The sequence below is a fragment of the Emticicia sp. BO119 genome, assembly GCF_013912375.1.
Lineage (GTDB): Bacteria > Bacteroidota > Bacteroidia > Cytophagales > Spirosomataceae > Emticicia.
In genome coordinates this window covers 307,649-331,293 of the sequence record NZ_JACETV010000005.1, presented here as the reverse complement: position 1 = coordinate 331,293, position 23,645 = coordinate 307,649, and the positions used below count along the sequence as shown (strand labels likewise).

23 protein-coding genes are annotated in these 23,645 nt (G+C 39.3%); 12 read left to right on the top strand and 11 right to left on the bottom strand.

From position 1 onward, the window contains the following. Positions 1-26 precede the first annotated feature (26 nt). Positions 27-380 carry a hypothetical protein gene (locus tag H1R81_RS17855; protein ID WP_181842113.1) on the bottom strand — a complete coding sequence of 118 codons (354 nt, stop codon included), beginning with the start codon at positions 378-380 and terminating at the stop codon, positions 27-29. Positions 381-720: 340 nt separating this feature from the next. On the opposite strand from H1R81_RS17855, the gene H1R81_RS17850 reads away from it, so the two are divergent. The 4 genes from H1R81_RS17850 to H1R81_RS17835 all read left to right on the top strand — a co-directional run bounded on the left by H1R81_RS17850 (position 721) and on the right by H1R81_RS17835 (position 6,112). After that, the gene (locus H1R81_RS17850) at positions 721-2,181 is read left to right on the top strand and encodes a TonB-dependent receptor (RefSeq protein ID WP_181842112.1); all 1,461 of its coding nucleotides are present in this window, start codon (positions 721-723) and stop codon (positions 2,179-2,181) included. A gap of 66 nt (positions 2,182-2,247) precedes the next feature. Continuing rightward, entirely contained in the window at positions 2,248-3,813 is a 1,566-nt protein-coding gene (locus tag H1R81_RS17845) for a hypothetical protein (protein ID WP_181842111.1), read from the top strand. Between the two features lie 102 nt (positions 3,814-3,915). Beyond that, positions 3,916-4,842 (top strand): DUF4349 domain-containing protein, encoded by a 927-nt coding sequence (locus H1R81_RS17840; RefSeq protein ID WP_181842110.1) that lies wholly within the window; start codon positions 3,916-3,918, stop codon positions 4,840-4,842. A 214-nt stretch (positions 4,843-5,056) separates the two neighbouring features. Beyond that, positions 5,057-6,112, top strand: a complete 1,056-nt coding sequence (locus H1R81_RS17835; RefSeq protein WP_181842109.1) for a 3-oxoacyl-ACP synthase III family protein — start codon at positions 5,057-5,059, stop codon at positions 6,110-6,112. Between the two features lie 118 nt (positions 6,113-6,230). Here the strand turns inward: H1R81_RS17835 and H1R81_RS17830 are convergent, their stop codons facing one another. After that, the gene (locus tag H1R81_RS17830; protein WP_181842108.1) at positions 6,231-6,983 is read right to left on the bottom strand and encodes a DUF5602 domain-containing protein; all 753 of its coding nucleotides are present in this window, start codon (positions 6,981-6,983) and stop codon (positions 6,231-6,233) included. Between the two features lie 287 nt (positions 6,984-7,270). Between H1R81_RS17830 and H1R81_RS17825 the strand changes: the two genes are divergently transcribed. Beyond that, a complete protein-coding gene (locus H1R81_RS17825) occupies positions 7,271-8,395 on the top strand; it encodes a TlpA disulfide reductase family protein (RefSeq protein ID WP_181842107.1) in 1,125 nt (374 codons plus the stop codon). Between the two features lie 157 nt (positions 8,396-8,552). Here H1R81_RS17825 and H1R81_RS27675 read toward each other — a convergent pair whose 3' ends face one another. After that, entirely contained in the window at positions 8,553-10,556 is a 2,004-nt protein-coding gene (locus H1R81_RS27675; protein ID WP_181842106.1) for an OmpA family protein, read from the bottom strand. 193 nt (positions 10,557-10,749) lie between these two features. Between H1R81_RS27675 and H1R81_RS17815 the strand changes: the two genes are divergently transcribed. Both H1R81_RS17815 and H1R81_RS17810 read left to right on the top strand, forming a co-directional pair. Then, positions 10,750-11,556 carry an MOSC domain-containing protein gene (locus H1R81_RS17815; RefSeq protein WP_181842105.1) on the top strand — a complete coding sequence of 269 codons (807 nt, stop codon included), beginning with the start codon at positions 10,750-10,752 and terminating at the stop codon, positions 11,554-11,556. Positions 11,557-11,714: 158 nt separating this feature from the next. Continuing rightward, complete coding sequence (locus tag H1R81_RS17810; RefSeq protein ID WP_181842104.1) at positions 11,715-12,539, top strand: hypothetical protein; 825 nt, start codon at positions 11,715-11,717, stop codon at positions 12,537-12,539. Here the strand turns inward: H1R81_RS17810 and H1R81_RS17805 are convergent. Further along, positions 12,526-12,768 (bottom strand): hypothetical protein, encoded by a 243-nt coding sequence (locus H1R81_RS17805; RefSeq protein WP_181842103.1) that lies wholly within the window; start codon positions 12,766-12,768, stop codon positions 12,526-12,528. The two genes, H1R81_RS17810 and H1R81_RS17805, sit on opposite strands and share 14 nt — an antisense overlap. A 146-nt stretch (positions 12,769-12,914) precedes the next feature. After that, complete coding sequence (locus H1R81_RS17800; protein WP_181842102.1) at positions 12,915-13,142, bottom strand: cytochrome b5 domain-containing protein; 228 nt, start codon at positions 13,140-13,142, stop codon at positions 12,915-12,917. 242 nt (positions 13,143-13,384) lie between these two features. Between H1R81_RS17800 and H1R81_RS17795 the strand changes: the two genes are divergently transcribed. From H1R81_RS17795 to H1R81_RS17775, 5 genes are all read left to right on the top strand, one after another. Continuing rightward, positions 13,385-13,822: a hypothetical protein gene (locus tag H1R81_RS17795; RefSeq protein ID WP_181842101.1), complete on the top strand. Its 438-nt coding sequence runs from the start codon at positions 13,385-13,387 to the stop codon at positions 13,820-13,822. Between the two features lie 90 nt (positions 13,823-13,912). Next, positions 13,913-14,935, top strand: a complete 1,023-nt coding sequence (thiL, locus tag H1R81_RS17790) for a thiamine-phosphate kinase (protein WP_181842100.1) — start codon at positions 13,913-13,915, stop codon at positions 14,933-14,935. An 11-nt stretch (positions 14,936-14,946) separates the two neighbouring features. Next, positions 14,947-16,128 (top strand): C40 family peptidase, encoded by a 1,182-nt coding sequence (locus tag H1R81_RS17785; RefSeq protein WP_181842099.1) that lies wholly within the window; start codon positions 14,947-14,949, stop codon positions 16,126-16,128. An 85-nt stretch (positions 16,129-16,213) separates the two neighbouring features. Next, positions 16,214-19,222 (top strand): PVC-type heme-binding CxxCH protein, encoded by a 3,009-nt coding sequence (locus H1R81_RS17780; protein WP_181842098.1) that lies wholly within the window; start codon positions 16,214-16,216, stop codon positions 19,220-19,222. Positions 19,223-19,267: 45 nt separating this feature from the next. Continuing rightward, positions 19,268-19,546: a SelT/SelW/SelH family protein gene (locus H1R81_RS17775; RefSeq protein WP_181842097.1), complete on the top strand. Its 279-nt coding sequence runs from the start codon at positions 19,268-19,270 to the stop codon at positions 19,544-19,546. A gap of 41 nt (positions 19,547-19,587) precedes the next feature. Here H1R81_RS17775 and H1R81_RS17770 read toward each other — a convergent pair whose 3' ends face one another. The 6 genes from H1R81_RS17770 to H1R81_RS17745 all read right to left on the bottom strand — a co-directional run bounded on the left by H1R81_RS17770 (position 19,588) and on the right by H1R81_RS17745 (position 23,623). Further along, complete coding sequence (locus tag H1R81_RS17770) at positions 19,588-20,184, bottom strand: intradiol ring-cleavage dioxygenase (RefSeq protein ID WP_181842096.1); 597 nt, start codon at positions 20,182-20,184, stop codon at positions 19,588-19,590. A gap of 257 nt (positions 20,185-20,441) precedes the next feature. Then, on the bottom strand, positions 20,442-21,197 hold the full coding sequence (locus tag H1R81_RS17765; RefSeq protein ID WP_181842095.1) for a LytTR family DNA-binding domain-containing protein: 756 nt from the start codon (positions 21,195-21,197) through the stop codon (positions 20,442-20,444). Continuing rightward, complete coding sequence (locus H1R81_RS17760; protein ID WP_181842094.1) at positions 21,194-22,261, bottom strand: sensor histidine kinase; 1,068 nt, start codon at positions 22,259-22,261, stop codon at positions 21,194-21,196. The genes H1R81_RS17765 and H1R81_RS17760 overlap by 4 nt, the downstream gene beginning before the upstream one ends. Then, the gene (locus tag H1R81_RS17755; RefSeq protein WP_181842093.1) at positions 22,258-22,767 is read right to left on the bottom strand and encodes a hypothetical protein; all 510 of its coding nucleotides are present in this window, start codon (positions 22,765-22,767) and stop codon (positions 22,258-22,260) included. The genes H1R81_RS17760 and H1R81_RS17755 overlap by 4 nt, the downstream gene beginning before the upstream one ends. Positions 22,768-22,773: 6 nt before the next feature. After that, the gene (locus H1R81_RS17750) at positions 22,774-23,268 is read right to left on the bottom strand and encodes a hypothetical protein (RefSeq protein WP_181842092.1); all 495 of its coding nucleotides are present in this window, start codon (positions 23,266-23,268) and stop codon (positions 22,774-22,776) included. A gap of 1 nt (position 23,269) precedes the next feature. Then, on the bottom strand, positions 23,270-23,623 hold the full coding sequence (locus H1R81_RS17745) for a hypothetical protein (protein WP_181842091.1): 354 nt from the start codon (positions 23,621-23,623) through the stop codon (positions 23,270-23,272). Positions 23,624-23,645 lie beyond the last annotated feature (22 nt).

The window sequence follows — 23,645 nt, the reverse complement described above, 5'->3', positions numbered from 1 at the left end:
TTAGAAAAATAAGCAGAAAAGAGGTATCAGATAAGCCAGATACAATTAAGTAGATAGATAGACCGGCTTTTAAAAAAGTTTAATGTTTTTTGAACGAATAAACCTGATAAAGCATTGTTTTTTAAGAGCGAACATGAATAAATACCAGCATGGGCTAAATCGTCCGGTTTGTCGTTCTGAACCCGTACAAAGTAATAGTTGGTACGGAAATCTTTAGTTACTATATCATCGGCACTTGGTGGTGTGTTGTCTCCTTTACTGGCGGTTGTACGTATGCCATTAACGTTAGTAAGCAAATGAGAGGCTCTTCTCCGTTCTTTAGAAAAGAGTAGCCCACTCAGACTTAAAAACAGTATAATATATATTAACCGCGCCAACATCGTTTATAACAATAGGTAGTACTTTATTATAATAGCCCAAAAAGGTTTTATAGCCTGAACGGATGAAACTGGCAAAGATTGTTTTAATACCATAATCTATGTCGAACTTCAAGTTACAAAATTAGGGCATACCGAACACTTAACCTGTCAATTGTTCCTTAAGATTTTATTAAAAGTTATTTTTTAGTGCAAAAACTCATTGATATTGTCCTATTCGTTCGGCACTAAACTTGCTTGCTTTTATGTTATATACTTGGAAAAGTACAAATAGGAGTTTACCTTTGCAGGGAGGATTGTTATAAGGAGTGAAAGGATAATTATGAGTAAAAACGCATCAACAATGGAAACCATTTATGAGAAAAATCTGGGTACCAAGCAAAAGGCATTACGGATTAATCTGAACAAGCAGATTTATGGGTGTTTTGCCGAAATTGGTGCAGGTCAGGATGTGGCAGCTAATTTTTTTAAGGCAGGTGGAGCATCGAATACGATTGCCAAAACGATGTCGGCCTATGACATGACTTTCTCTGACGCCATTTATGGGGTAATGGAAAACGGGCGGTATGTGTGTGAACCCCGCTTGATGAGTATGCTTGATCATGAATATGGGCTACTGATTGAACGATTAGGGGAAAAGAGGGGAGAAACTTCTACGTTTTTTGCATTTTCGGATACGGTTGCAGCATTGAATTATCATAAAACCAATGATGCACACGGGTGGATGGGAGTGAGGTTCCAGCTAACACCCAAAGGCGATTATAACGATATTATTATCCACGTAAAAATGTTGGATAATGATAACGTTTTGCAGCATCAGGCTTTAGGAACACTTGGCGTGAATCTGATGTATGGGTGTTATTTCTACCATAAAGACCCCGAGACTTTGTTGCTGTCGTTGATGGACGACCTGACAAAAGACCGGATACAGATTGACATGATTCGTTTTGAAGGGCCAGACTTCAAGCACGTCGATAATCGGTTGATGAGTCTTCGTCTGGTGAGTTATGGTTTTTCGGATATTGCCCTTTTTGGTGCCGATGGCAAGAATTTACAACCATCAGAAGTGCTTTTCAGAAAACACGCCTTAGTGCTGAGAGGAAGATTCCGCCCCTTGGTAAACGTGCATCTTGATATGCTCGAAACCGGCCGCAAGCAGTTTATGCGCGAACCTGACGTTGAAAAGGATAAAGTGGTGGTACTCTCTGAAATTACTTTACAGGGGTTGAAACAGAACGAGGCAGAGATTGATGAAAAAGACTTTTTAGACAGGGTCGATATTCTGTGTTCGCTGGGGCAAATGGTGATGATTTCAAATTATCAGGAATATTATAAATTAGTCGCCTATCTGTCAAAAATCACCAAACTGAAAATGGGTCTGATTATCGGTTATCCGAATCTGGAATACATTTTTGAAGAAAAGCACTATACGGATTTGCCCGGAGGGATTCTGGAGTCGTTTGCCACCTTGTTTAGCAGAAATCTGAAATTATTTGTGTATCCGACCTATCAGAACAACAATATCATGAACAGTATGCGCTTTATGCCTCCCATGCATCTGCTTGATCTGTACAGGTATCTGATTGCCAACAACAAGATTGAAGATATACATCATTACAATGAAAAAAACCTTACCGTTAATACGGATAAAACCCTTGAACTCATCAAACAAGGTGAGGAAGGCTGGGAAGAAAACGTACCTGACGAAGTAATAAAAATGATAAAAGACCGTTGTTTGTTTGGCTTCCCTTGTGTGGTTGTACCGGGTTTGAGCAAACAGGATATGGCTACAGAAGAGAAGTAATTGGTAACTGGAAAAGTTGATTATTACTTTATTTACCAATTTTAAATTATTTACTGTATGATTAAAATGAGAACTAACATACTGATTTTTAGTTTATTAGTGTTCTTTCAACAAGTATTCGCACAAGACTCACCAAGAATTGTTTTACCTAACGGTACTGACTGGACCCAACTGAAAGAGGGCCTGCCGGTCTCGTTTGGATTGAAAGTAGAAGGTAAAAACTGTGAAAAATACCGGTTTTCAATAGAGCAGGGAGAAGTAGATGGAATGAAGCTCGATTCGTTGGGTAAATTTACCTGGACACCCTCTTTTGACTTCGTTGACCGCCTGGCCGGATTTAAGTATCAGCAAGTTATTTTTGAGGCTAAATGTGATTCAATCAATGAAGTTATTTCTTCAAAAGTTGAATTCAGGGTTCAGCATGTCAATCGTGCGCCTGTAGTAAAAGATCTGAAACCTTTCTATGTACAGTATAATACAACCAATATCTATAAGATAGATCGTTATTTTGTATTTGACGAAGACAATGACCCGATTGTGGTGGTGCCGTCGATGGAGACTTTGCCGGAAGGCATGAAGATGTCGTCGCAGGGAGAGGTTTCCTGGACACCATCGCTCACACAATTCAAACAGATAAAGAATCAGCCTATCTATATTGAGTTTTATGTTGAAGACCAGCCATCTAAAACACATGTAAAAGGCCGGTTGAAAGTGGAAGCCACACAGATAGATTTATCACCTGAAATTGTGGTAGTACCAAGAGAGAGTAATTTTGTACTGAAAGAAAACCAGACGGTTAGCTTACGCTTTTATTTGTCTGACCCGAATGGTGATGACGATATACAGGTATTTGATTTTCTGACAGATAATCAGCAGATTACGAGAGATATGCTGGTGAAAAATACACCTAACCAGTATGAATTTATATTTAAGCCCAGCTATGATTTTGTAAGAGATCCATTAGATACAGTAGCTTTTACAGTAGATTTCTTTGTGTTGGATAAGACCAAAAAGAGAGATGTGAAAACCATCAGGTTTGTTGTGAAAAACGCTATTAATGAAGCCGAAACAGACCAGAAATTATATAATCTGTATAGGGGTACCTTGCTGAGAGGCTGGGAATTGATGGAGCAGATGAAAGAAAAAGAATCAGAGTTGAAAAAACTTTATTCTCAGGCAAAAAAAGGTAAAAAGAACCGCTCTATTCTGAATGCTTCGTTAGGGGCTACTACAAGCTTATCGTCTTTTTTAATTCCTAAGGAGAAGCCAGATCAGCAAAGACTCGTATCAACGCTTGGAGGAACTACCGTACTGACTATCGGTACTTTAGAAGCAACAGAGGTAATTGGTAAATCAATGAAAGACCTGATAGACCGCTTGAATTATATCATTGAGAAAAAGAACGAGATACAGACCAAGGGAGATATTTTTGCCAGAGATTTTTCTCTGAAATCGTCTCGCCGTGGGCAGGATTTTATCAGAAAGGTCGATGATTTTATGAATGCCATGAATCTGAAAGGTCTGGTAGTGCTGGATTTAGATGCTGCCTGGGAACCTAAAAACAAGCCTACAGATACCAATATCAAGAAAACTTTTAAGGATTTTAACCCGGAACAGCCCACTCCATATTGATTCTTAAATTATTCTTAAGTATTTCTTAAAATTTTCTTAAAGAAAGCATAATTATAGCTGATCGCATACGTTTTTAAGGTATAATCAAAACCTTAAGAACCTATGCGATTTTATTTTTTATCCAATGTAGTGCTATTCGGAGCAATGGGCTACTTCTTCATGGCTTGTTCAGGCAACTATGAATCTAAATCTCTTAATTCAACAGAACAGTACGCAGCCTTAGATTCTACTATGGCAGAAGAACCCACTAAACCTAAGAAACCTGTTATTCAACAACCTCAACGAAAATTTGTCCGCACTGCCGACCTGCAATTTAAAGTAAAAGACGCAAGAAAATCTTCTGAACAGATAGAAGACCTGACAACCAGGTATGGTGGTTTTGTCACTTATTCTCATCTGCAATCAAATGTATTGGAGAAGAAGACGATAGCGATAAGTCAGGATTCATTAGTAGAGGTGAGTTCGGTAAATATCGAAAATGCCATTAACATCAGAGTACCTGATCAGCATTTACTAAGTGTATTGAAAGAGCTAAACACGATGATGCTCTATATAGACCACCGGACGATTAAGGCCGATGATGTAAGCCTGCAAATGTTATCAAATGATTTAGCCAATAAACGGCAGGAGAAATTTGTAGAGCGCAGCCAAAGTGTACATCAGAACAGAAAAGGCAATATTGGTACGGCTGTTGAAGCAGAGGAAAAATTATTAGATCACCAGACAGTAGCCGATAATCATAAAGTCCAGAATCTTAGTCTGCAAGATCAGGTTGATTTCAGCACTATTACTATTAAACTCTATCAGGCTACATTCCTGCATAAAGTAATGGTCGAAAACCGCGAGAAAATAGAGAATTACAGACCTAATATCTTCGTACGCATCTGGGATTCTGTGAAAATCGGTTGGTTATTTTTAGAAAACCTGATTGTAATACTGTTGAGGCTTTGGGTGTTTTTGTTGTTGGGTGGAGTGGGTTATTTCTATTGGCAGTATAGAAAGAAAGTACGAAATACGGTTAAAGGCTGACAGGTTACAGTACTTGATATTGTGAAACATTGTGCCAATTAGTGTAGATTGTAGTAAATTAGAGTTTTATATAAAATTGCCAAAGTAACACTATGGTTCACTATTTACTCGTTAGGAAGTCCGTTTAATAGCCAATAATCACTATTCCAAGATTCTCTTGCACATTCAAGCGAATTTCTTGTAACTTCGTGGCTGGATTCAAACAGCAACAAATATGGTCAATTCAAAAATAGCAGGGATAGGTTTTTATGTACCTGAGCAGGTAGTTACGAATGCAGATTTAATGAAGGTGATGGATACTTCTGACGAGTGGATACAGGAGCGTTCGGGCATTAAAGAAAGAAGATACGGCAAGAAACACGAAGAGACTCCCACCACAATGGCAGCGAATGCGGCCAGAATCGCGTGCGAAAGAGCAGGTATCAAACCGGAAGAAATAGATTTTATTGTTTTTGCTACCCTAAGCCCCGATTATTATTTCCCGGGTTGTGGTGTTTTGTTACAACGTGAGTTAGGCATTACCCAAAAAGAAATGGGGGCTATTGATATAAGAAATCAATGTTCGGGCTTTATCTATTCACTTTCGGTAGCCGACCAGTTTATCAAAACCGGTATGTATAAAAACATATTGGTAGTTGGCTCTGAAATGCACTCAATGGGGCTTGATTTCACTACGCGCGGGCGTAACGTAGCCGTTCTTTTTGGCGATGGCGCAGGCGCAGTAGTGCTACAACCAACTACCGAAGAGGGCAAAGGCATCCTGACAACCCATTTACATTCGGATGGTACTTATGCCGAAGAGCTGGCTCTGATTAGTCCGGGTAGTCATGGCGGAAAGCATTTAGGCAAAGAGCAATTTGGTTTCCCTGATGCTTTGTACGGAGAGATTTTTGTGTACGAAAACCTGATTGAGAACAAAACCTATTACCCGAATATGAATGGGCAACTGGTGTTCAAGACCGCCGTAACTAAGTTCCCTGAGGTAATCATGGAAGCACTGAATAAAGTAGGTTTAATGCCCGCTGACATTGATATGCTTGTACCGCATCAGGCTAATTTACGTATAGCCCAGTTTGTGCAAAAGACTTTAAGACTACCCGACGAGAAAGTGTTTAATAATATCATGAAATACGGCAATACCACAGCCGCCTCAATTCCAATTGCCCTATGCGAAGCTTGGGAAGCAGGCAAAGTAAAGGACGGAGACCTGATATGTCTCGCTGCCTTTGGCAGTGGCTTTACCTGGGGCTCGGCGCTGATTCGGTGGTAGGAATTTTGTCTTGAACTTTGATTTAGCTGAAAATAAAGCTGAAAGGTTTTTAATCATATTAATCATAAAAATCAGGTAAATCAAAGTTCAGACAATTTACAAAAGTCATTTTAGAATTTTATTGCATCAACATCATAGCATCCAGGCTTACCTGAATATCATCTCCTACCTTCCTGATACTATAATTCATTGGGTAATACCCAGCCTTCTCAAACTTGGTCGGTAACGGCAGAAGCTTATTTACATTCGGGCTACCCTTCAGAAACTCATGTGCAATCATCGGCTCAATAAAAGTCATTTTTCCATCATAGGAGCCATAAATCAATGTCTCGGTAAACTTGCCTGTTCCTGCCAGTTCGGGTGATTTCGGGTCGGCCCAGTGAACACCCATCGCAGGTACACCTGCCGGAAGGCGTATATAACCGTTAGGTATATAGCCAGCAGGGGGCAGATTGTCAAACTTGGCAGGTGCCACCGGATAAGCCGGAATAGCCTCACGCTCAGCCTGTGACTGAATGTAAAAGTGCATATCAAAATGTGCTACATCATACGTGCCTGGAGGTTCATGACCTGTATGCAGGTAATCAATCATGATGTGGCTAAAAGGTGTTTTGCCAACCGCCTGAGATGGTAAGGCTAAGACTAAGGCTACACCTGTGTGAGGAATGTTGTCGAGTGCGCCTTTGGTGAGCGTGATACCAATGGACAGAGGGTTATTATCGGCGGCAAAAGTAACCCAGGAATAGACTTTGCCATTTCCTAAAGTCTGTTCAGTACCCTTGTAGGTCGGATTGCCCGGGTCTTCTTCGTTTTTCTCGCAGCCCATAAGCAAAACTAACGTTACCAGCGTTAAAGTAAACAGGTGTTTCATACTTGAAATATTTTAGTTGATCGGAAAATAATTTGTAAAGGGTAACAGGCAGACGACGGGATAACACAAAATTGATGAAATTTTTAAGGTAAACCTTAGCTCAAATATAACGATCTTTAACTCATTTTTGACATTCTTATCGAACGATAGGAGTTTGGGCTGTTTATAAAATTAAAATATTGGGATTGATAAGGTTCTTTATGGAAAAAACTATTTTTGTAAAAAAAGTTTTAATAATTAACAACACGCTGTGGCCTCTACTGGCTTTGCTTTTCCTGACTAAACAAATGCGACTCATTACTTTTCTTTGTGTACTGATTACTGTGTGTGCAAATACCTTTGCCCAATCTAAAAAAGTACAGGTAAAACTGGTTTCCCATCCAGGGGTCAATAAAAAGAACCTCAGTATTATGTATGATAATGGTCTTGCTTTCCAGCGGGTTGTTCTATCAAAAAATGATGCATCAAACGAAGAAATGATTGAGACAGAATCGTACACGTCTTATTTACGAATAACTATCGTGGGTCTTTATAAAGAAGAAATATTTGATAATAATGAAGATTTTTATATCAGTTCGGAGTCAGGTCGTATTGATTTTTTTAAGAATCCAAACCGGAAGGATAATCTAAAATACAAATTGCTATTGAATGGTATATTAGATGATATTGGTCAGAAAAACCATAAAAATGCTATTAGAAAAGAAGTAAATGAAATGGCTGCTATCAGACAAAACCCGACCTTAGCAACAGATGAATCATTAAGAAAAATCTATAATGACAAAGCAATACTAATACAGAGAATAGAACAGAATTTAGTTAAAACTCATAGCGATAGTTTCTATTATCAGGAAATGTTCTATAAAAAAATCGGAATGTGGAATGCTGATTTTACAGAGAAAGAACTGAGAGATTTTTATGTAAGCAATTTTGATGAAAAGTTCAGAAAGTCTGTCTATGGTAAAAGAATAGCCGAAACCATTGCAGACTTAGAATTAGATGAAGGAAGTATTGCTCCAGCCATATCTCAAAAGGCATTGAACGGGAGAATAGTAGACCTCAGCAACTTTAAAAATCACTATGTCTTGATTGATTTCTGGGCTACTGATTGTAAACCTTGCATACAAAAATTACCTGTAATACAAACAATCGCTGATAAATATAAGAATAAAGGTTTAGTAACCATCCTCATCTCAAGTGATATTGATGAAGATGACTGGAAAAACTTTATTATAGAGCATAATCTGGATATGATTCATATTCGTGACAGTGAAGAAACGTTGGGAATATTCTGGAAAATAACCTATATCCCTCAAACTTTCTTGATTGATAAAGAAGGGAAAATTATCTACAGCGCAAAGGCAAGTAAAGATGATAATCTGGAGAAATTGAAGAATATTCTTGAAGGAATATAATCCTTATCTATAGCAATTCCGTTAACGATAAACTACCAAATCGGTGTGGATAGTATCAAATCTTCTGATTTGAGAATAGTTCAGATGTATAGATATATGAAAACAACAACAGCCCAGAAAAAATTCCAGGGCTGTTAATTTATGGATGGGTTTATTATTATTCTACTTCAATAATCTTGAACTCAGTACGACGGTTAGTCTGATGTTCGTCTTCGGTTCTGGCATTCTTAATCAATAGTTCACTTTCGCCATAGCCTTTTGCAGTAATACGGGCTTTATCAATACCTTTAGAAACAATATAGTTCACGGCAGACTCGGCACGTCTTTGAGACAGACGTTGGTTATATATCTCTGTTGCCCGGGAGTCGGTATGTGAGCCTAACTCAATTTTAATAGTGGGGTTATCAACCAATACCTGCACTAATTTATCTAATTCGATAGCCGCATCAGGTCTGATGTCCCACTTATCCAGATCATAATAGATATTCTCTACCCTGAAAGTTTTTTCCAGAGCAATTTCTTCAAGATTCAGACTGGTATAAAACGTAGTATCAGTAATTGCTTTGGTAAGCAGGGCTTGCGGTATAGCCCGACCATTCATAGAGAAGTCTTCACGTTTGGCCAGATAATTCTTTTTGCTACCTAAAATTATATAATCACCATCTTCCTGTAAATTAATCGGGCCAAACTTACCGTCTTTCCGGGTAACAATCTCTGTCATCGGTTCCTCCTGACCAGTTGTCAGGATTTTTATTCTTACCGAATCCAATGGTATATTTTCGTTATTTGCATTTTTAGTATAAACCGTTCCTGCCAGATAATACCTCACCGTTTTAATTTCAGTTGGTTTACTCAGGCTATCAGGCGTTGCAATCGGAATCATCGGTTTGTTTTCTGCAATTTCGGTTTTTTGTGGTGCTTCATAATAATAAATATCGTCATCGCCCGTCCCTCCGGCTCTGTTCGATGAAAAGAAAATATCCCCTTTTTTACTCATCACCAGTCCGAAATCGTCCATATTTGAGTTATAGGGTGCACCCATATTCTCAACCGTGATTTTTCCGGCTGACCGAACAGCTATAAAAAGGTCTAATTTACCAAGACCCGGATGCCCGTCAGACGCAAAGAATAGTCTTCCGTCTTCTGATACATACGGAAACATTTCATCACCTGCGGTATTGACTTCTTTACCTAAATTCACCGGATTCCCGAAACGACCTGATGCGTCCATGTTTACCCGATACAGGTCAATACCACCTAAACCTCCCGGACGATTAGAAGCAAAATAAATGGTTTTACCATCACGCGAAAAAGCCGGAGAACCATCCCAACTGGCCGAATCCGAAGCACTAACATAGCGGGGTTCCGTCCAGCCGCTGCCATCTACATAACGGGATATATATAAATCCATATCAGGCGACAAGTCTTTTCTCTTACCGGTATTACCTCTGGCATAAATCATGGTTTTGCCGTCTGGCGAAAACGTAGGTGTCCCCTCGTTACGTTCTTCATCAAAAATAGCGGCACTGAATTTCTCAGGTTTACCTATTTCAGCCATAGTGCGGGCTAATCTTGCCTTGTATAATCCTACATACGGCAAACCATTTGAATAGGTTTTAGCTTTGCGTGAAGCAGTAAAAACTAACTCATCACCAAGGATCGCCGGAGAAAACTCTGCGCCTGATGTATTAAGTTGCGATAGGTTTTTGAAAGTAATGTCGGTTTGTTTCTTTTTTAGCTCGCCAATAATTTTTAGCGTGTTTACTTCGCGGTAGGCTTTTTCGTTATAGGCTTTAATGGTACTTTTAGAGTCGATAAACTGTTGAAGTTCTCTTAAAGCCATATCGTATTTCTCGGCTGCTTTCAGGGCAAACGCATAATGGAAATGCGCTTCCGGTATTAATAATTTCGCTTCAAAGGCTTTTTCATAATACGGGATAGCCTCCACCCAGCGGTTTGATAAGCGATAGGCTTCTGCTATTTTGTAATTCAGATTCGCTTTTTCACTTTCAGCAATATTATTTACCTTTGCCAGGTCTTTAATGGCTAAATCGTACTGACCTTTATCGAAACTTGCCAGCCCACGTTTGTATAGTTGGAGTTGCGCAAAAACACCACTTGAAAGGAGCAGAAATGTAAAGAGAGAAAGTATTTTTTTCATTGTATAAATGGGTAGGGCCATCACACACGCCCACAATTTTTATAGGTTGTAGCTATAATGTTATTGTTCAATCACCGACACTAAACAGAGGCATGCAACAACGCCTTGAATTTCCCTCCAATTTATGTGTTTGACCTAATAACTCAAACGATTTTAGATGAGAAATGTTGTGTCCGAAAAAATATAAGTAAATATGGCAATAATTATTACTGAAATTAACATTTACCCTATTAAATCTTTAGGTGGAATTTCGCTTCACTCGGCGCAGGTAGAAGACAGAGGGCTGCAATATGACCGCCGGTGGGTACTGGCTGACGGGCAGGATAGGTTTATGACCCAAAGGGAAAACCAGCAGATGACCCTGATTGATGTAGCCATAGAATGTGATGGACTGAAAATATCTCATCGCACAAAAGATATTGATCCGTTAAAAGTACCATTCGACCCCCAGACAGACGATAACCATATGATTACTATCTGGGACGATGTGGTGAGAGGTGTAAGAGTCAGTGATTTAGCCGATGCCTGGTTTACAGAAGTTTTAGGGAAAGAAACACATCTTTTCTATCAACCTGATGAGTCTATCCGGCCAACAGACCCCAAGTATTCAATTACCCGTAAAGAACATACAAGTTTTTCTGACGGCTATCCTATATTAATCATCGGGCAGGCAAGTCTGGACTTTCTGAATGAGAAACTGGACGAAAAAATAGAAATGAGACGCTTTCGCCCGAATCTGGTTTTTTCAGGTGGAGAAGCCCATGATGAGGATAGCTTCCGGTATTTTCAGGTAGGCGAAGCTAAACTGGCAGGTGTAAAACTTTGTGCCCGTTGTGTACTGACAACCATTAATCCTGATACTGCTGAAAAAGGTAAAGAGCCTTTAAAAACATTGGCTCAATACAGAAGCAATGGTAATAAAATCTTGTTCGGGCAAAACCTCTTGGTAGTAGAAAAGGGTGAAATTAAGATTGGGGATGAGATTGTGTTGGAGGTTTAGTAGTTTCTGTCTTGAACTTTGCCGCGACGGCGGACCGTTTTATCTGATTGTTTTGATTACACTGATTTTATATGAGATGTTGATTTATTTATTCCTTAAAATGATTATCTGTGAAATCATAAAATCGGGTAAATCATAGTTCAAGACCTAATTCTTCTATGAAAAGCAAAACTACTACCATCCTCCTGACCCTCCACTACCTAAGCCTCGATGTAGTGGCTGGAGCAATATTGAGTAGCTGGATGTTTTGGAAAATGCCTGATGGGCAGAGCCAACCTGATGGATTAGTATTGATAGTTTTAGCAATATGTACCTGGATTATTTATATTTTCGACAGGCTTCTGGATAATATTAAATCAGAGCCACAAGATGCACGGCATCAGTTCCATTTCGATAACCAGTATTATTTGCAGGTAGTTATTATTGTGTTATCAGTCTTAGGTATTTTTTTAGTTTTTTTTCTGCCCGAACCTGTAATTATTTTTGGTATTGTCTTTTCAGTTTTTCTGCTTGTTTATTTTCATGTTCTTCAAAAGCGGGCTTCTGCTTCAGCCTATCATTATTATAAAGAGATTGCTACGGCATTGTTGTATAGTGCGCCTGTTTTCGGAAGTTCGTTTGTTGGTAGAGATATGGGTTTCTGGCAGTATCTATCTGCTTTTAATTTTATTCTGCTGGTTCACCAGAGTATTTTGGTTTTTTCTTGGTATGAAATGCAGGAAAAAGAAGGCATAAGAAATTTTGCCCTGAAAATGGGCAAAAAACAAACCCTGATAATCGTAATAGCGATTACCGTGTTTGTTGGTTTTACGCTGTTAACAAGTATTGAAGGCTATATGAAGAAAGTATTCCTGATAGAATTACTAATGGCCTGTACCACTTTAGCAATCATGCTCCTTTCTAAAGCACTGTTACCAAACGAACGCTATCGCTGGATTGGCGAGCTGGTATTCTGGCTACCGGGTTTGCTTATTTTTTCTTGAGACGTTGCTCAATCTTTTTCGGCTTTTCTTCTTTCCTGGCCTCGGCTTCCTTTTTTTCCTTGATTTTTCTTAAACCCCTGCGATACGTATAAAATAAGAAACCTGCCAATGAAAACATCAGGAAAAAATAACTGTCGCTTAAAGGTACTTTCTTATAAAGTGCCTGATCGACAAACATGATTAAAAATGCAAGGCTTGCAAAAAGTATGATTGATTCGATGAGTTTCATAAGTGAAAAATTTCTTGAACTTCGATTAAACGGATTTACCCGATGGCTATGATTTGCAATTGCATGGATGAGCAATGATTATTTGATTTAATTTCTCAGCGAAATCATTAAGTCAACTCAATCACAGTTCAGGACAGAGACAATTCCTAAATCAATCTCCCAATAACTTTAAACCTTTCAAGTACACTGACAGTGTGCGGGGCATCTTTTAGCTCGTCAGTCAGATCCTGTCCCGCCCAGTGTTCATAGTGTTTGCCGTTCCGCCATAATCTCGAATGCGTTACATCATAGATAATCGACTGATAGGCTATCCAGATTTCTTCCTTGTCCTGCCCGTTGCGCAGTGCCAGCTGATTTCGGGTGTATTCTTTCAATTGGATTTTTTTGCAAAGGTCGTAAAGATTTATGAATGCAGGCAATGAAAATAAACATTAATTCGTTTCAAATCATAATTTGCTATTTTATTATTACAACCTATTACTCAAAAATTACGTCAATATTATCAGAGAAATTTTTTTTTAGTTTATATTTAAGCCATATTTGTCGGGTATTGAGAATATACAGCGATGATGTTGCTAAAAAAGCTTGAACGAACATATTCAAAAAATAACATTCTATGAAAAAGGTTGCCATTCTATTGTTTGCTTGTAGTTTTTTTATCTTTTCTTGCGGAAAAGATAAAGTTGTGCCTGTGTCGGAAAAAATTAAAAAGAACTGGATTGCCAATACTGTAAAAGAGGGTAGTGCAATTGTATATACCAAAGGAGCGGCAAGTAATACTAAACCGGGTTATTCAAGTTTTCAGTTAAGATTATTAACTGCCCCATCAGCTACATTGGTAGAATTTGATGGTAATACCTTTTCTGGCCAGTACGAATTAGTTGGAGATACAAAATTAGTTCTGAAAAACCTGAGCCCGGCCCCAACAGGTACTGGTGGAACAATTGAGTTCAACATTGATTCAATTACCGATACACAATTGATATTGACCCGTACTACGCCAAGTCAGAAAACAGGTGGTACTACAAATATATATACCTTAACTATTCAATAAGGTAACAGGGCATTGAGACAGAGGTGGGCTGAAAAGTCCACCTTTTTTTATGTATCTTTGCAGAAAAACAGAAATTAGCTGAGAAGTTGTATGGAAAGAACAGAACTGAACACCTTAGGAGAGTTTGGCTTAATTGACAGGATAAAATCAAAATTTACCACAAGAAATCCTGAGACTATCACGGGTATTGGTGATGATGCCGCGGTGATTGATATAGGCAATCAATATTTGTTGGTATCGACAGATATGTTGTTAGAAGGGATTCATTTTGACCTTTCTTATACCCCGCTTCGTCATCTGGGGTACAAAGCTGTAGCGGTAAATATATCTGATATTGCCGCAATGAATGGCATTGCAAAGCAGATTACGGTAAGTATTGGCTTAAGCAACAGAATATCAGTAGAAGCCGTTGATGAAATTTATGAAGGAATTAAATTTGCTTGTGAAGATTATAAGGTAGACTTGATAGGTGGAGACACCTCTGCTTCAAGATCAGGCCTGGTAATCTCAATCACTGCAACAGGTGTAGTAGATAAAGACAAAATTGCCTATAGAAATGGTGCTAAAGCTAATGATATACTCTGCGTAACAGGAGATTTAGGTGCGGCGTATTTTGGTTTGCAGATTCTGGAAAGAGAGAAGCAGGAATATATAGCTAACCCGAATATGCAGCCTGATCTGGAAGAAAAATCTTTTCTGGTAGGCAAGCAGCTAAAACCGGAAGCAAGAGCCGATATTGTGCATGAGTTAGCAGAAGCAGGGGTGGTACCAACTTCTATGATTGATATTTCTGACGGTTTGGCTTCTGAAATTATTCATTTGAGTACCCAGTCAGGGGTAGGTGCCTTGATTTTTGAAGATAAACTGCCAATTGAAGACATTACGATGCTTACAGCTTCTGAATTTAATATAAGTCCTATCACTGCCGCATTGAATGGCGGAGAAGATTATCAGCTATTGTTTACTGTAAAACAGACTGATTTTGATAAGATAAAAAACCTGTCAGACATTACGCCTATCGGTTATATGACAGAAGACAAGGACTTAGAACTTGTATTGAAAAGTGGAGCAAAGGCAGGCATTAAAGCCCAAGGCTGGAATCATTTACAATAGTTATATACCCAATGTATTATCCCCTAAACACGCGCACTAAACTTTATGTATTATTTGTATTGATTGGTCTCAGCAACACGCTTTTTGCCCAGATAAATCAGATACCTGCCACTCACCCTACTGTTCAGGCAATTATTGAGCAGGTGAAGAAAAAATATGCACCTGATAAACGGACAACTGTTTTTCAGATAGCATTAGACAGCAATCTATTAGTTGGTAAAACCAATCTTCCGTTAGCCAAAAAAGAATTATTAAATCGTTTGCATACCAGTGGCTACGCGATACCCGAAGAAATCAGAGTGCTGCCAGATGAAGAAGAATTAGAAGGCAAAATCTTTGCTCTGGTAAATGTATCGGTAGCCAATATTCGTAGTATGCCCAGAGAATCGGCTGAGTTGGCCACGCAGGCATTGTTGGGCACAAGCCTGAAAGTACTGGAAAAAGATCGGAACTGGTATCTGGTACAAACCCCTGACCATTATATAGGCTGGGTAGACGGAAGTACAATTAAACGCAAACTTAAAGCCGAAATTGATACTTATCAGAGTCAGATGAAACTTATGTTTGCCAGGCCATTTGGTTTTGCTTATACCAGTGCTGACGAAAACACACAAACAGTTTCTGACCTTACCTGGGGCGATTTATTTGTGGTAAAAGATACTTTAACCGATTTCTATGAAGTAGCATATCCGGATGCCAGAAAAGGATTTATCCCCAAAAGAGAGGCTATTTCATACCAGGATTGGAAGCAAATGACCACACCAAGTCCAGAAGCTCTGACAAAAACGGCTTTCCGTATGATTGGCTTGCCATACTTATGGGGTGGTACTTCGTGGAAAGGGGTTGATTGTAGTGGTTATATGCGTATGGTGTACCAGACCAATGGTATTCTGTTGCCAAGAGATGCCTCTCAGCAGGCTTTTGTTGGTGAAGATGTAGCCTTTGAAAACCTGAAAGTAGGCGATTTATTGTTCTTTGGTGAAAAAGCTACCCCCGAGAAACCCGAAAGAGTGGTACATGTAGGTATGTGGCTGGGTAATAATGAGTTTATTCATTCGTCAGGAATGGTAAGAGTCAGTAGTTTTGATGCCACAAGTGCAAATTATGATGCCGGTAATGCCAACCGTTATCTGAGAGCGAAACATATACTGGGCTTAGGTGTAGAAAAAGGAGTGGTTTCGCTGAAAAACTGAGTAGTGAATATTTTATTTGTCGAATCAACACTTATTCTATAATTTTAGCCTATCTATTCAAAGCCTATAACGACAATCATTTACAATGAAAAAATCAATCATTTTTTCTCTCTCCGTTTTATTGCTGGCAAGTGCCTGTAAACAAGCTCCTGCAACGCTGCCTGATGAGGAGTATGCGAAACTGACAGACGAAGACAAACGTAAGGTTGAACATGCCCTTGATGGTGTACAATTAGCCGATCCTGATTTGGAGGTAACCTTGTTTGCTTCTGAACCAATGATGATGAACCCTACCAATATGGATATTGATGCCAAGGGAAGAGTCTGGATTTGTGAGGGGTATAATTACCGTAATAAACTGAATCCGCAGAACCCCTATAACAAGAAAGGAGACAGGATTCTGATATTGGAAGATACAGATAAAGATGGGAAAGCAGATAAAACCACCGTGTTTTACCAGGGCGAAGAGATTAACTCTGCTTTGGGTATTTCGGTTTTGGGCAATAAGGTGATTGTTTCATGTAGCCCTAATGTCTTTGTATTTACCGACGAGAACGGTGACGATAAAGCAGACAAAAAAGATTTGCTGTTTACGAATCTGACCGGAAATCAGCATGACCATGCAATTCATGCTTTCAGCTTCGGGCCCGACGGAAAATTGTATTTCAATGCAGGTAATGAAGTACAAACCTTGCATGATAAAAATGGTGTTGAACTGAAAGATGATTTAGGAAGACCATTCTCCGCATACAGACAAGGAAAGGTTTTCAGATGCAACCCTGATGGCTCAGATGTTGAGATTTTAGGACAGAATTTCAGAAATAACTATGAAGTAGCCGTTGATTCATATGGTAGAATGTGGCAGTCGGATAACGACGATGACGGGAACAAGGGTGTACGGATTAACTACGTGGTAGATTTCGGTAACTATGGATTTAAAGATGAAATGACAGGTGCAAGCTGGCAGGAACGTCGCACCAACTGGGAAAGCGAAATACCACTACGCCATTGGCATCTGAACGACCCGGGGGTAATGCCTAACCTTCTGCAAACTGGTGCCGGTTCGCCTACAGGTATGATCGTATATGAAGGCGATCTATTGCCTGAAAAATACCGCAATCAGGTGATTCACTGCGATGCAGGCCCTAATATTGTGCGCTCTTATGCCGCAGAAAAAGACGGTGCAGGATTTAAAGCTACCATTAACAATATTCTTGATGGCTCAAAGAGAGACCAATGGTTTCGCCCGTCAGATGTCGCAATGGCACCAGATGGTTCTGTTTTCGTAGCTGATTGGTATGACCCGGGTGTAGGTGGCCACGCAATGGGTGATAGTTTACGTGGTCGTATTTATAGAATTGCACCAAGAGGTGAAGATTATTCAGTGCCAACCTTTGATTTTGAAACACCAGAGGGCTGTGTAAAAGCCTTGCAGAATCCGAATTTAGCAGTACGTTATCTGGCATGGACAAAACTCAACGGCTGGCAGAAAAAAGCCGAAGATGCTTTAGTTGACTTGTGGGAATCAGATAACTCTCGAATGCGGGCAAGAGCCCTTTGGCTGTTAGGGAATATCAAAGGTGAAGAGAAAAAATACATTGATGCGGCCCTGGCTGACAAAGACGAAGACATCAGGATAACAGGTATCCGCCTGGCTCGTGAGTTGAAAATGGCAGATATTGCGCTATTGAAGAAATTATCAGAAGACCCTTCTCCACAAATCCGGAGAGAAGTTCTTTTAGCACTTCGCCATAATACAAGCCCGGAAGCGGCTGATATCTGGACAACCTTGGCGACACAGTATGATGGGAAAGACCGCTGGTATCTGGAGACTTTAGGTATTGCTGCTGATAATCAATGGGATTCTTTTTTTGCTAAGTATATAGCCCGCATAGGCGATAAATGGAAAGTAGATAATAGCTCGAAAGATATAGTCTGGAGAAGCCGTTCAACTGATAATGTTTTTCGTCTGGCAGAATTATCTAAAACTGCAACCGGTAGCGACAAGCTACGGTATTTCCGTGCTTTTGATTTCCAGACAAGCCCTGATAAAACCAAGGTATTGTTTAGTATGCTGGACGGTGGAAATGCACCTGCTGATATTAAGACTTTAGTGTTTAAACACCTGGATATCGAAAGTGCAAAAAAAGACCCGTTATATGCCAGCCTGTTACCAAAAGTACTGGAGGGTATCCAGAATCCGGCAGATTACCTTGATCTTGTAAAGCGTTATCAGTTAAAAGACCAGTCGCCACGATTGGTGAATATGGCAATGACCGACAGTATTTACGGAGGTGAAGCTGCCAGAACACAAATAAGAATTAATGGTATCGGAGAATTTCAGAAACTCACCAGAAACAAAGACGAACAGGTAGTATTAAAAGCAATTAATATGTATGGCAGTGTTGATGATAAGCCTGTAACTGATTATCTGATAAGTTTATTCAATAATAAAAGCCTGAGTCTGCCAGTACGCGAAAGGGCTATGCAAGCAATGAATGGCTGGAATAGCGAGGAGATTTTGTGGGAACTGGTAAAGGCGAAAAAAGTGCCGGAAGAAGTAATGCCTATTGCTAAAAAATTGTTGTTAGGCACATGGCATGGTGATATTCGCACAGAAGCCATGAAGATGTTTGGCGCAGATGTCGATAAGTCTGTGGGGAGTGTGAGCGATTTGATAAAACTGACAGGCGATGCCAATAAAGGGCATGAGGTATTTAAAATGTATTGTGCAACCTGCCATTTAGGTAAAGGTGAAGGGGTGAATTTCGGCCCGGCGTTGTCAGAAATCGGGAGCAAACTATCAAAAGAGGCTTTATATACGGCTATCATGAACCCAAGCCAGGGGATTAGTTTTGGCTTTGAAGGCTTTAAGGTAAAATTGAAAAATGGTACAGAAGTAGATTGTATGATTCTGACAAAAACCGAAAATGAAATTACTGTCAAAGCCCTCGGTACGGCTACTCCTACTACTTACAAGCGTTCAGAAATAGCCTCGCAGGAAGCATTAAAAGAATCATTAATGCCTAAATTTCCATTACAGAAACAGGAATTTGTAGATTTAGTTGAATATTTGTCGACATTGAAGAAATAAAAGCCTACCCATGCCACAGTATGACAAGTGGCATGGTAGAATACTATGAAACCAAAAATTACTTTAGAATATTGCCCCAAATGTCATTGGCTGATGCGCTCGGCATGGATGGCGCAGGAATTACTGACAACCTTTGAAGAGGAGTTAGGAGAAGTTAGCCTGCGCCCCAGCGAAATAGCCGGGAGGTTTCAGGTATTGTTGAATGAGGAGGTCATATTTGACCGTAAGCGTGAAGGACATTTCCCTGAAATCAAAGAATTGAAACAACTTGTGAGAGACCTTATTGCACCTGAAAAATCTCTGGGGCATAGTGACAGGAAATGATAATTTGTGGCGCGAACCGGAAGTTCGCGCCACAAATTTTTTTAATAATTCGGAATATTCTTCCCAAGAATAATGTCTCGCTTCCCAATCCAGATGCCTTTATCATTTTTGATAAGTTTAATGAGGCCGCTACCCCCACGATTTTCGTCTCTGGCAATTTCTTCTTTAGTTAAAAATCTATCTCCCTCAAAGCGATATTCATCAATATAGTATTCATTTTTGTTTGGCTCTTTAATAGTTGGGTGAATATGTGCCGGAATAGTAGCATTGGGGTAGGAGGCAGGTCTGATACTGACAAACTTGTATCGGCCCATATGATCAGTTTGCATCCAGCCACGGAGTTTCCCATGACGTTTGGCACAGGCATCGCCTGTACCTCTCGAATAATTGCCTTTGGCATCGGTATGATACACATACAGAATCACATTTGGGGCAGGGGTTTTCCCGTCTTTCTGATAGATAATGCCTGTAATCTCCATAGGTTCTCCTTCTTCGTCTTTATCTGAAATCCGGGTTTCCCATGAGAGGGTTGCGGGCATGCGCTGATAAATAGCTTCGCAGCATTCACAGGAGCCGCCTACTTGTTTCTGGGCAGAAAGCCCTAAGGGTAATAGAAGCAATAGAACTAACTTTTTCATGTGGTAAATGTTTAAAAATGAACAATTGAAATAAAGATTAAACAAAAAACTAACCGAATGATAAAGCCTTAAACTCTATCATCTACCCTTATTTCAAGTATTACATACAGATTTTTTAGTAAAATTTCGTCTTGAACTTTGCCGCGACGGCGGACCGTTTTAACTGATTTACCTGATTATTGTGATTTAATAATGACTCCAATAATTGATTGTCATTTGATTTAATCAGTGAAATCAAAGTTCAAGACAGGAATAATTCAATGAATCAGATTCTCCTTATAATTCCGGCTCATACGCAGGACTTTGGTGTTTTTCAGTAATACTGAATAATCTCCGTTGAAATGAGATTGTATTTCTTTAATAAAATTAATATTAACAATAGTAGAGCGGTGAATACGAACAAAAGTCTTGGGATTGAGTTTCTGCTCAAAACTCGTCAATGTTTCATAGAGCAAGTGCTTCGATTTTTCGGTCTGCAAGGATATATAATTCCCCTCAGCTTCAATATACATCAGATCAGCGGTTTTTAGTAATTGGATACGTCCACCATCTTTTACCGTAACAATTTCAGGATAAGCAGGTTGCGAAAATTGTTGAAAAAACTGGCTGTATTTATCAAAAACGTTCGTTAAATCTTCTTTATTCGTTAATTGCAATTGCTTCAATGCTTTCTGAAACGTCTTGTCGAAACGCTCTTTATCAAAAGGTTTCAGCAGATAATCAATAGCATTGGCTTCAAAGGCTTGCAGGGCATAGTTATCAAAAGCGGTCACAAAAATAATGACCGGTAGTTTTTCAGTATTCAGGCTTTTGGCCAGGTCAATGCCGTTTAGTTCCGGCATCTGAATATCTAAGAAAACCAAATCAGGTTGATGCTTTTCAATAGAATCAAAAGCCTCTTTACCATTTTTGCAAACAGCCACTACTTCAATCTGCGGATACTCCTGCAATTGTTTTTGCAGAATGTCTCTGGCTATTGATTCATCGTCGGCTATCAGAACTTTGTAGGTCATTTCAAAAGAGGTAAAATGATGGTAACCGTAATGCCATTATCAGGTGTATTGCTTGCAATATCAAGTGTCGCCTCCTCTCCAAAAAGATTTTTCAAACGTTCCTGCGTATTCATCAGTCCAATCCCAAAATTGAAATGCTGAAACGTTTCTATCCCATTATCTTTCACTGATAGCTTAAGCTTATCCTGTCCGTTTTGAGCTGAAATTTCTAATTTACCTTGTTTGGCAAAAGGCTCGATACCATACTTTACGGCATTTTCTACCAAAGGTTGCAGGAGCATAGGTGGCACAAAGGCTTTTTGTAATTCGTTGTTGATGAGTATCTGATAATCCAGACGCTCTTCAAAGCGCACTTTCAGAATATCTAAATACAAAGTCAATAAATGTACTTCGTTTTTAAGGGGCACCAAATCGGCATTGTTTTCTCTAAGGCTCAGGCGCAGCAAGTCGCTTAATTTCATCAACATCTTGGTGGCTTTTTCAGTATCACCTTTTTGCATTAAGCCGATGATGTTATGATGCGTATTGAACAGAAAATGCGGCTGTAACTGCATTTTCAGAAAACCTAATTTAGCATCAGATAATTGCTTCTCAAGATTGGCTTTATCGACCTCTGATTGTTGAAACTGCCGGAAGATGGTATAGGCTTTATGAGCCGCCAGTATAATCCAGTAATTGACAAACTCATTGAAAAGTGAAACTGCTAAATTCCTTTTTAAAATTACCGGGAATTGGGTTTGCCCGATAAACAGATTCCAGAACCAGGTAACAAGTACTGAATAAACTATCACAGCCAGAAAACTGACTGCTAAAGAAATAAACAGGTTTAAGAATAGGTTTTTTATAAGGTGAGGAGGCTGCAAAGGTAGTTTTTCTCCTAACCAGAATACAATAAAAGTAATAGGAATATATAGCAACCACTTGATTTTGAAAATCAGCGTATCTGTCCATACCACCAGATTCCCTTTTAAAGCACTGAACAGTAGGTCTTGTCCGATCATCAAGAGGGTAACGATAAGCCAGAATGCAGGAATCAGGTAGTATTTCAGTTGCTTGATTTTCATTCTACTGGTTTCTTCTGAACCCTGTTGAGGGTATAGTTAAAAAGCTCGTTGCCTGTCAGAATATTTTTATCATTATCCAAGAAAAACAATACATTATCGTCTCCTTTCAATAAATAGATTGTTTGTTGGTTGTCGGCTTCTAATGCAAAAACGATGTCATCAGGGTCTGACTTTGTACCTTTTATATTATACCAGTTGCCTTTACGGATGGCTTGTCTGTAAAATGAACCCTCTAAAACATACGTACTCGGGGCTTGCGTATCAGGATTCTGAAAAAGCGTAAGCCCCCATTTGGTTTTAAAGCAATCTGATGAAATTTCTTTCTTTAATACTGCCGCTAATTCCTGACAGGCGCATCTGCCCTCAAAAATACCATAGACATCTTTACCTGTAGAAATAGGTTTTGATGAAGTAGTAAGGTAAGGTTCGTTTTCTACACCTTTTGTTTGAGCATTAACCTCAAATCCGGTTAAAATACCTATAAATATCAGCATAATATATTTCATAGTCAATCAGAGTTTTGCTTTGCTAAAGGTATAACTATGGCCGGCATTTCCTATCATCAACCCTCGTTGACTATCCAGCATATGAATAGAATTATCGCTCAATTTAACAAAAAGTAGATTTTTATCTATACCGTGCACCGTTACCTGATAAACCGTTGCATTGGGTTTTGTTTTAGTGCCTTTCTGGATAGTCCAGTGGCCTTCAAACTCTGCTCTTTTTTCGTCCATAAAACCGCTTGTATTAGGTTTGCTTACACCATATCGATAGACCAGTTTTACCATGGCAGGCCTGTTGGCCTTTGGTTGGTAGAGCGTCAGAGTCCATTTGGTAAAATCACAATCCGGCTCATTGGCAACTCCTAAAAAGGGTTTAAGAATGTTGCCACATGGGCTTGTGCCTACATACGTGGCAAAGGGCTTAGCATCCTGTGCGGAGAGGCTGATGGTAGCTGATAGAAAACAAAAGCTACTGATGATGAGATGTTTTATGCTTTTTTTCATATTAGTATTCTCTTTTTTTGCCGTCTTTATCTGCTAATACAAGGGTAGTTTTCTCTTTTTTAGCTACTGCATGAAATCCTACTTCTGTTGAGTTGTTGAGCATTACCAAACCAGAACCGTTTTCGTCTGCACCCAATTTTATTCTGATGGTTCCTGTTTTGTCTATCATTCGCATAATTACTGAGCCATCATTTTCAGTTTTGAGAGAGGCTCGTTTAATACCTGCTTTATCGACCAGTTCAAATTCTTTTACTCTGATTTTGTCGAAATTTTCCTGACTGGGCTTAGCGGCAATAAACAGAATCAGCAATAAGTTAAATGCGCTGATTAATAAGGGCAATCGTTGATTTTTCATTGCTTTACACAGTTATGGTTGA

Bases quoted from the DNA above. Each gene is read 5' to 3' on its own strand.
- H1R81_RS17855 (WP_181842113.1), bottom strand. From the start codon at position 380: ATGTTGGCGCGGTTAATATATATTATACTGTTTTTAAGTCTGAGTGGG.
- H1R81_RS17850 (WP_181842112.1), top strand. From the start codon at position 721: ATGGAAACCATTTATGAGAAAAATCTGGGTACCAAGCAAAAGGCATTA.
- H1R81_RS17845 (WP_181842111.1), top strand. From the start codon at position 2,248: ATGAGAACTAACATACTGATTTTTAGTTTATTAGTGTTCTTTCAACAA.
- H1R81_RS17840 (WP_181842110.1), top strand. From the start codon at position 3,916: ATGCGATTTTATTTTTTATCCAATGTAGTGCTATTCGGAGCAATGGGC.
- H1R81_RS17835 (WP_181842109.1), top strand. From the start codon at position 5,057: ATGGTCAATTCAAAAATAGCAGGGATAGGTTTTTATGTACCTGAGCAG.
- H1R81_RS17830 (WP_181842108.1), bottom strand. From the start codon at position 6,983: ATGAAACACCTGTTTACTTTAACGCTGGTAACGTTAGTTTTGCTTATG.
- H1R81_RS17825 (WP_181842107.1), top strand. From the start codon at position 7,271: ATGCGACTCATTACTTTTCTTTGTGTACTGATTACTGTGTGTGCAAAT.
- H1R81_RS27675 (WP_181842106.1), bottom strand. From the start codon at position 10,556: ATGAAAAAAATACTTTCTCTCTTTACATTTCTGCTCCTTTCAAGTGGT.
- H1R81_RS17815 (WP_181842105.1), top strand. From the start codon at position 10,750: ATGGCAATAATTATTACTGAAATTAACATTTACCCTATTAAATCTTTA.
- H1R81_RS17810 (WP_181842104.1), top strand. From the start codon at position 11,715: ATGAAAAGCAAAACTACTACCATCCTCCTGACCCTCCACTACCTAAGC.
- H1R81_RS17805 (WP_181842103.1), bottom strand. From the start codon at position 12,768: ATGAAACTCATCGAATCAATCATACTTTTTGCAAGCCTTGCATTTTTA.
- H1R81_RS17795 (WP_181842101.1), top strand. From the start codon at position 13,385: ATGAAAAAGGTTGCCATTCTATTGTTTGCTTGTAGTTTTTTTATCTTT.
- thiL (WP_181842100.1), top strand. From the start codon at position 13,913: ATGGAAAGAACAGAACTGAACACCTTAGGAGAGTTTGGCTTAATTGAC.
- H1R81_RS17785 (WP_181842099.1), top strand. From the start codon at position 14,947: ATGTATTATCCCCTAAACACGCGCACTAAACTTTATGTATTATTTGTA.
- H1R81_RS17780 (WP_181842098.1), top strand. From the start codon at position 16,214: ATGAAAAAATCAATCATTTTTTCTCTCTCCGTTTTATTGCTGGCAAGT.
- H1R81_RS17775 (WP_181842097.1), top strand. From the start codon at position 19,268: ATGAAACCAAAAATTACTTTAGAATATTGCCCCAAATGTCATTGGCTG.
- H1R81_RS17770 (WP_181842096.1), bottom strand. From the start codon at position 20,184: ATGAAAAAGTTAGTTCTATTGCTTCTATTACCCTTAGGGCTTTCTGCC.
- H1R81_RS17765 (WP_181842095.1), bottom strand. From the start codon at position 21,197: ATGACCTACAAAGTTCTGATAGCCGACGATGAATCAATAGCCAGAGAC.
- H1R81_RS17760 (WP_181842094.1), bottom strand. From the start codon at position 22,261: ATGAAAATCAAGCAACTGAAATACTACCTGATTCCTGCATTCTGGCTT.
- H1R81_RS17755 (WP_181842093.1), bottom strand. From the start codon at position 22,767: ATGAAATATATTATGCTGATATTTATAGGTATTTTAACCGGATTTGAG.
- H1R81_RS17750 (WP_181842092.1), bottom strand. From the start codon at position 23,268: ATGAAAAAAAGCATAAAACATCTCATCATCAGTAGCTTTTGTTTTCTA.
- H1R81_RS17745 (WP_181842091.1), bottom strand. From the start codon at position 23,623: ATGAAAAATCAACGATTGCCCTTATTAATCAGCGCATTTAACTTATTG.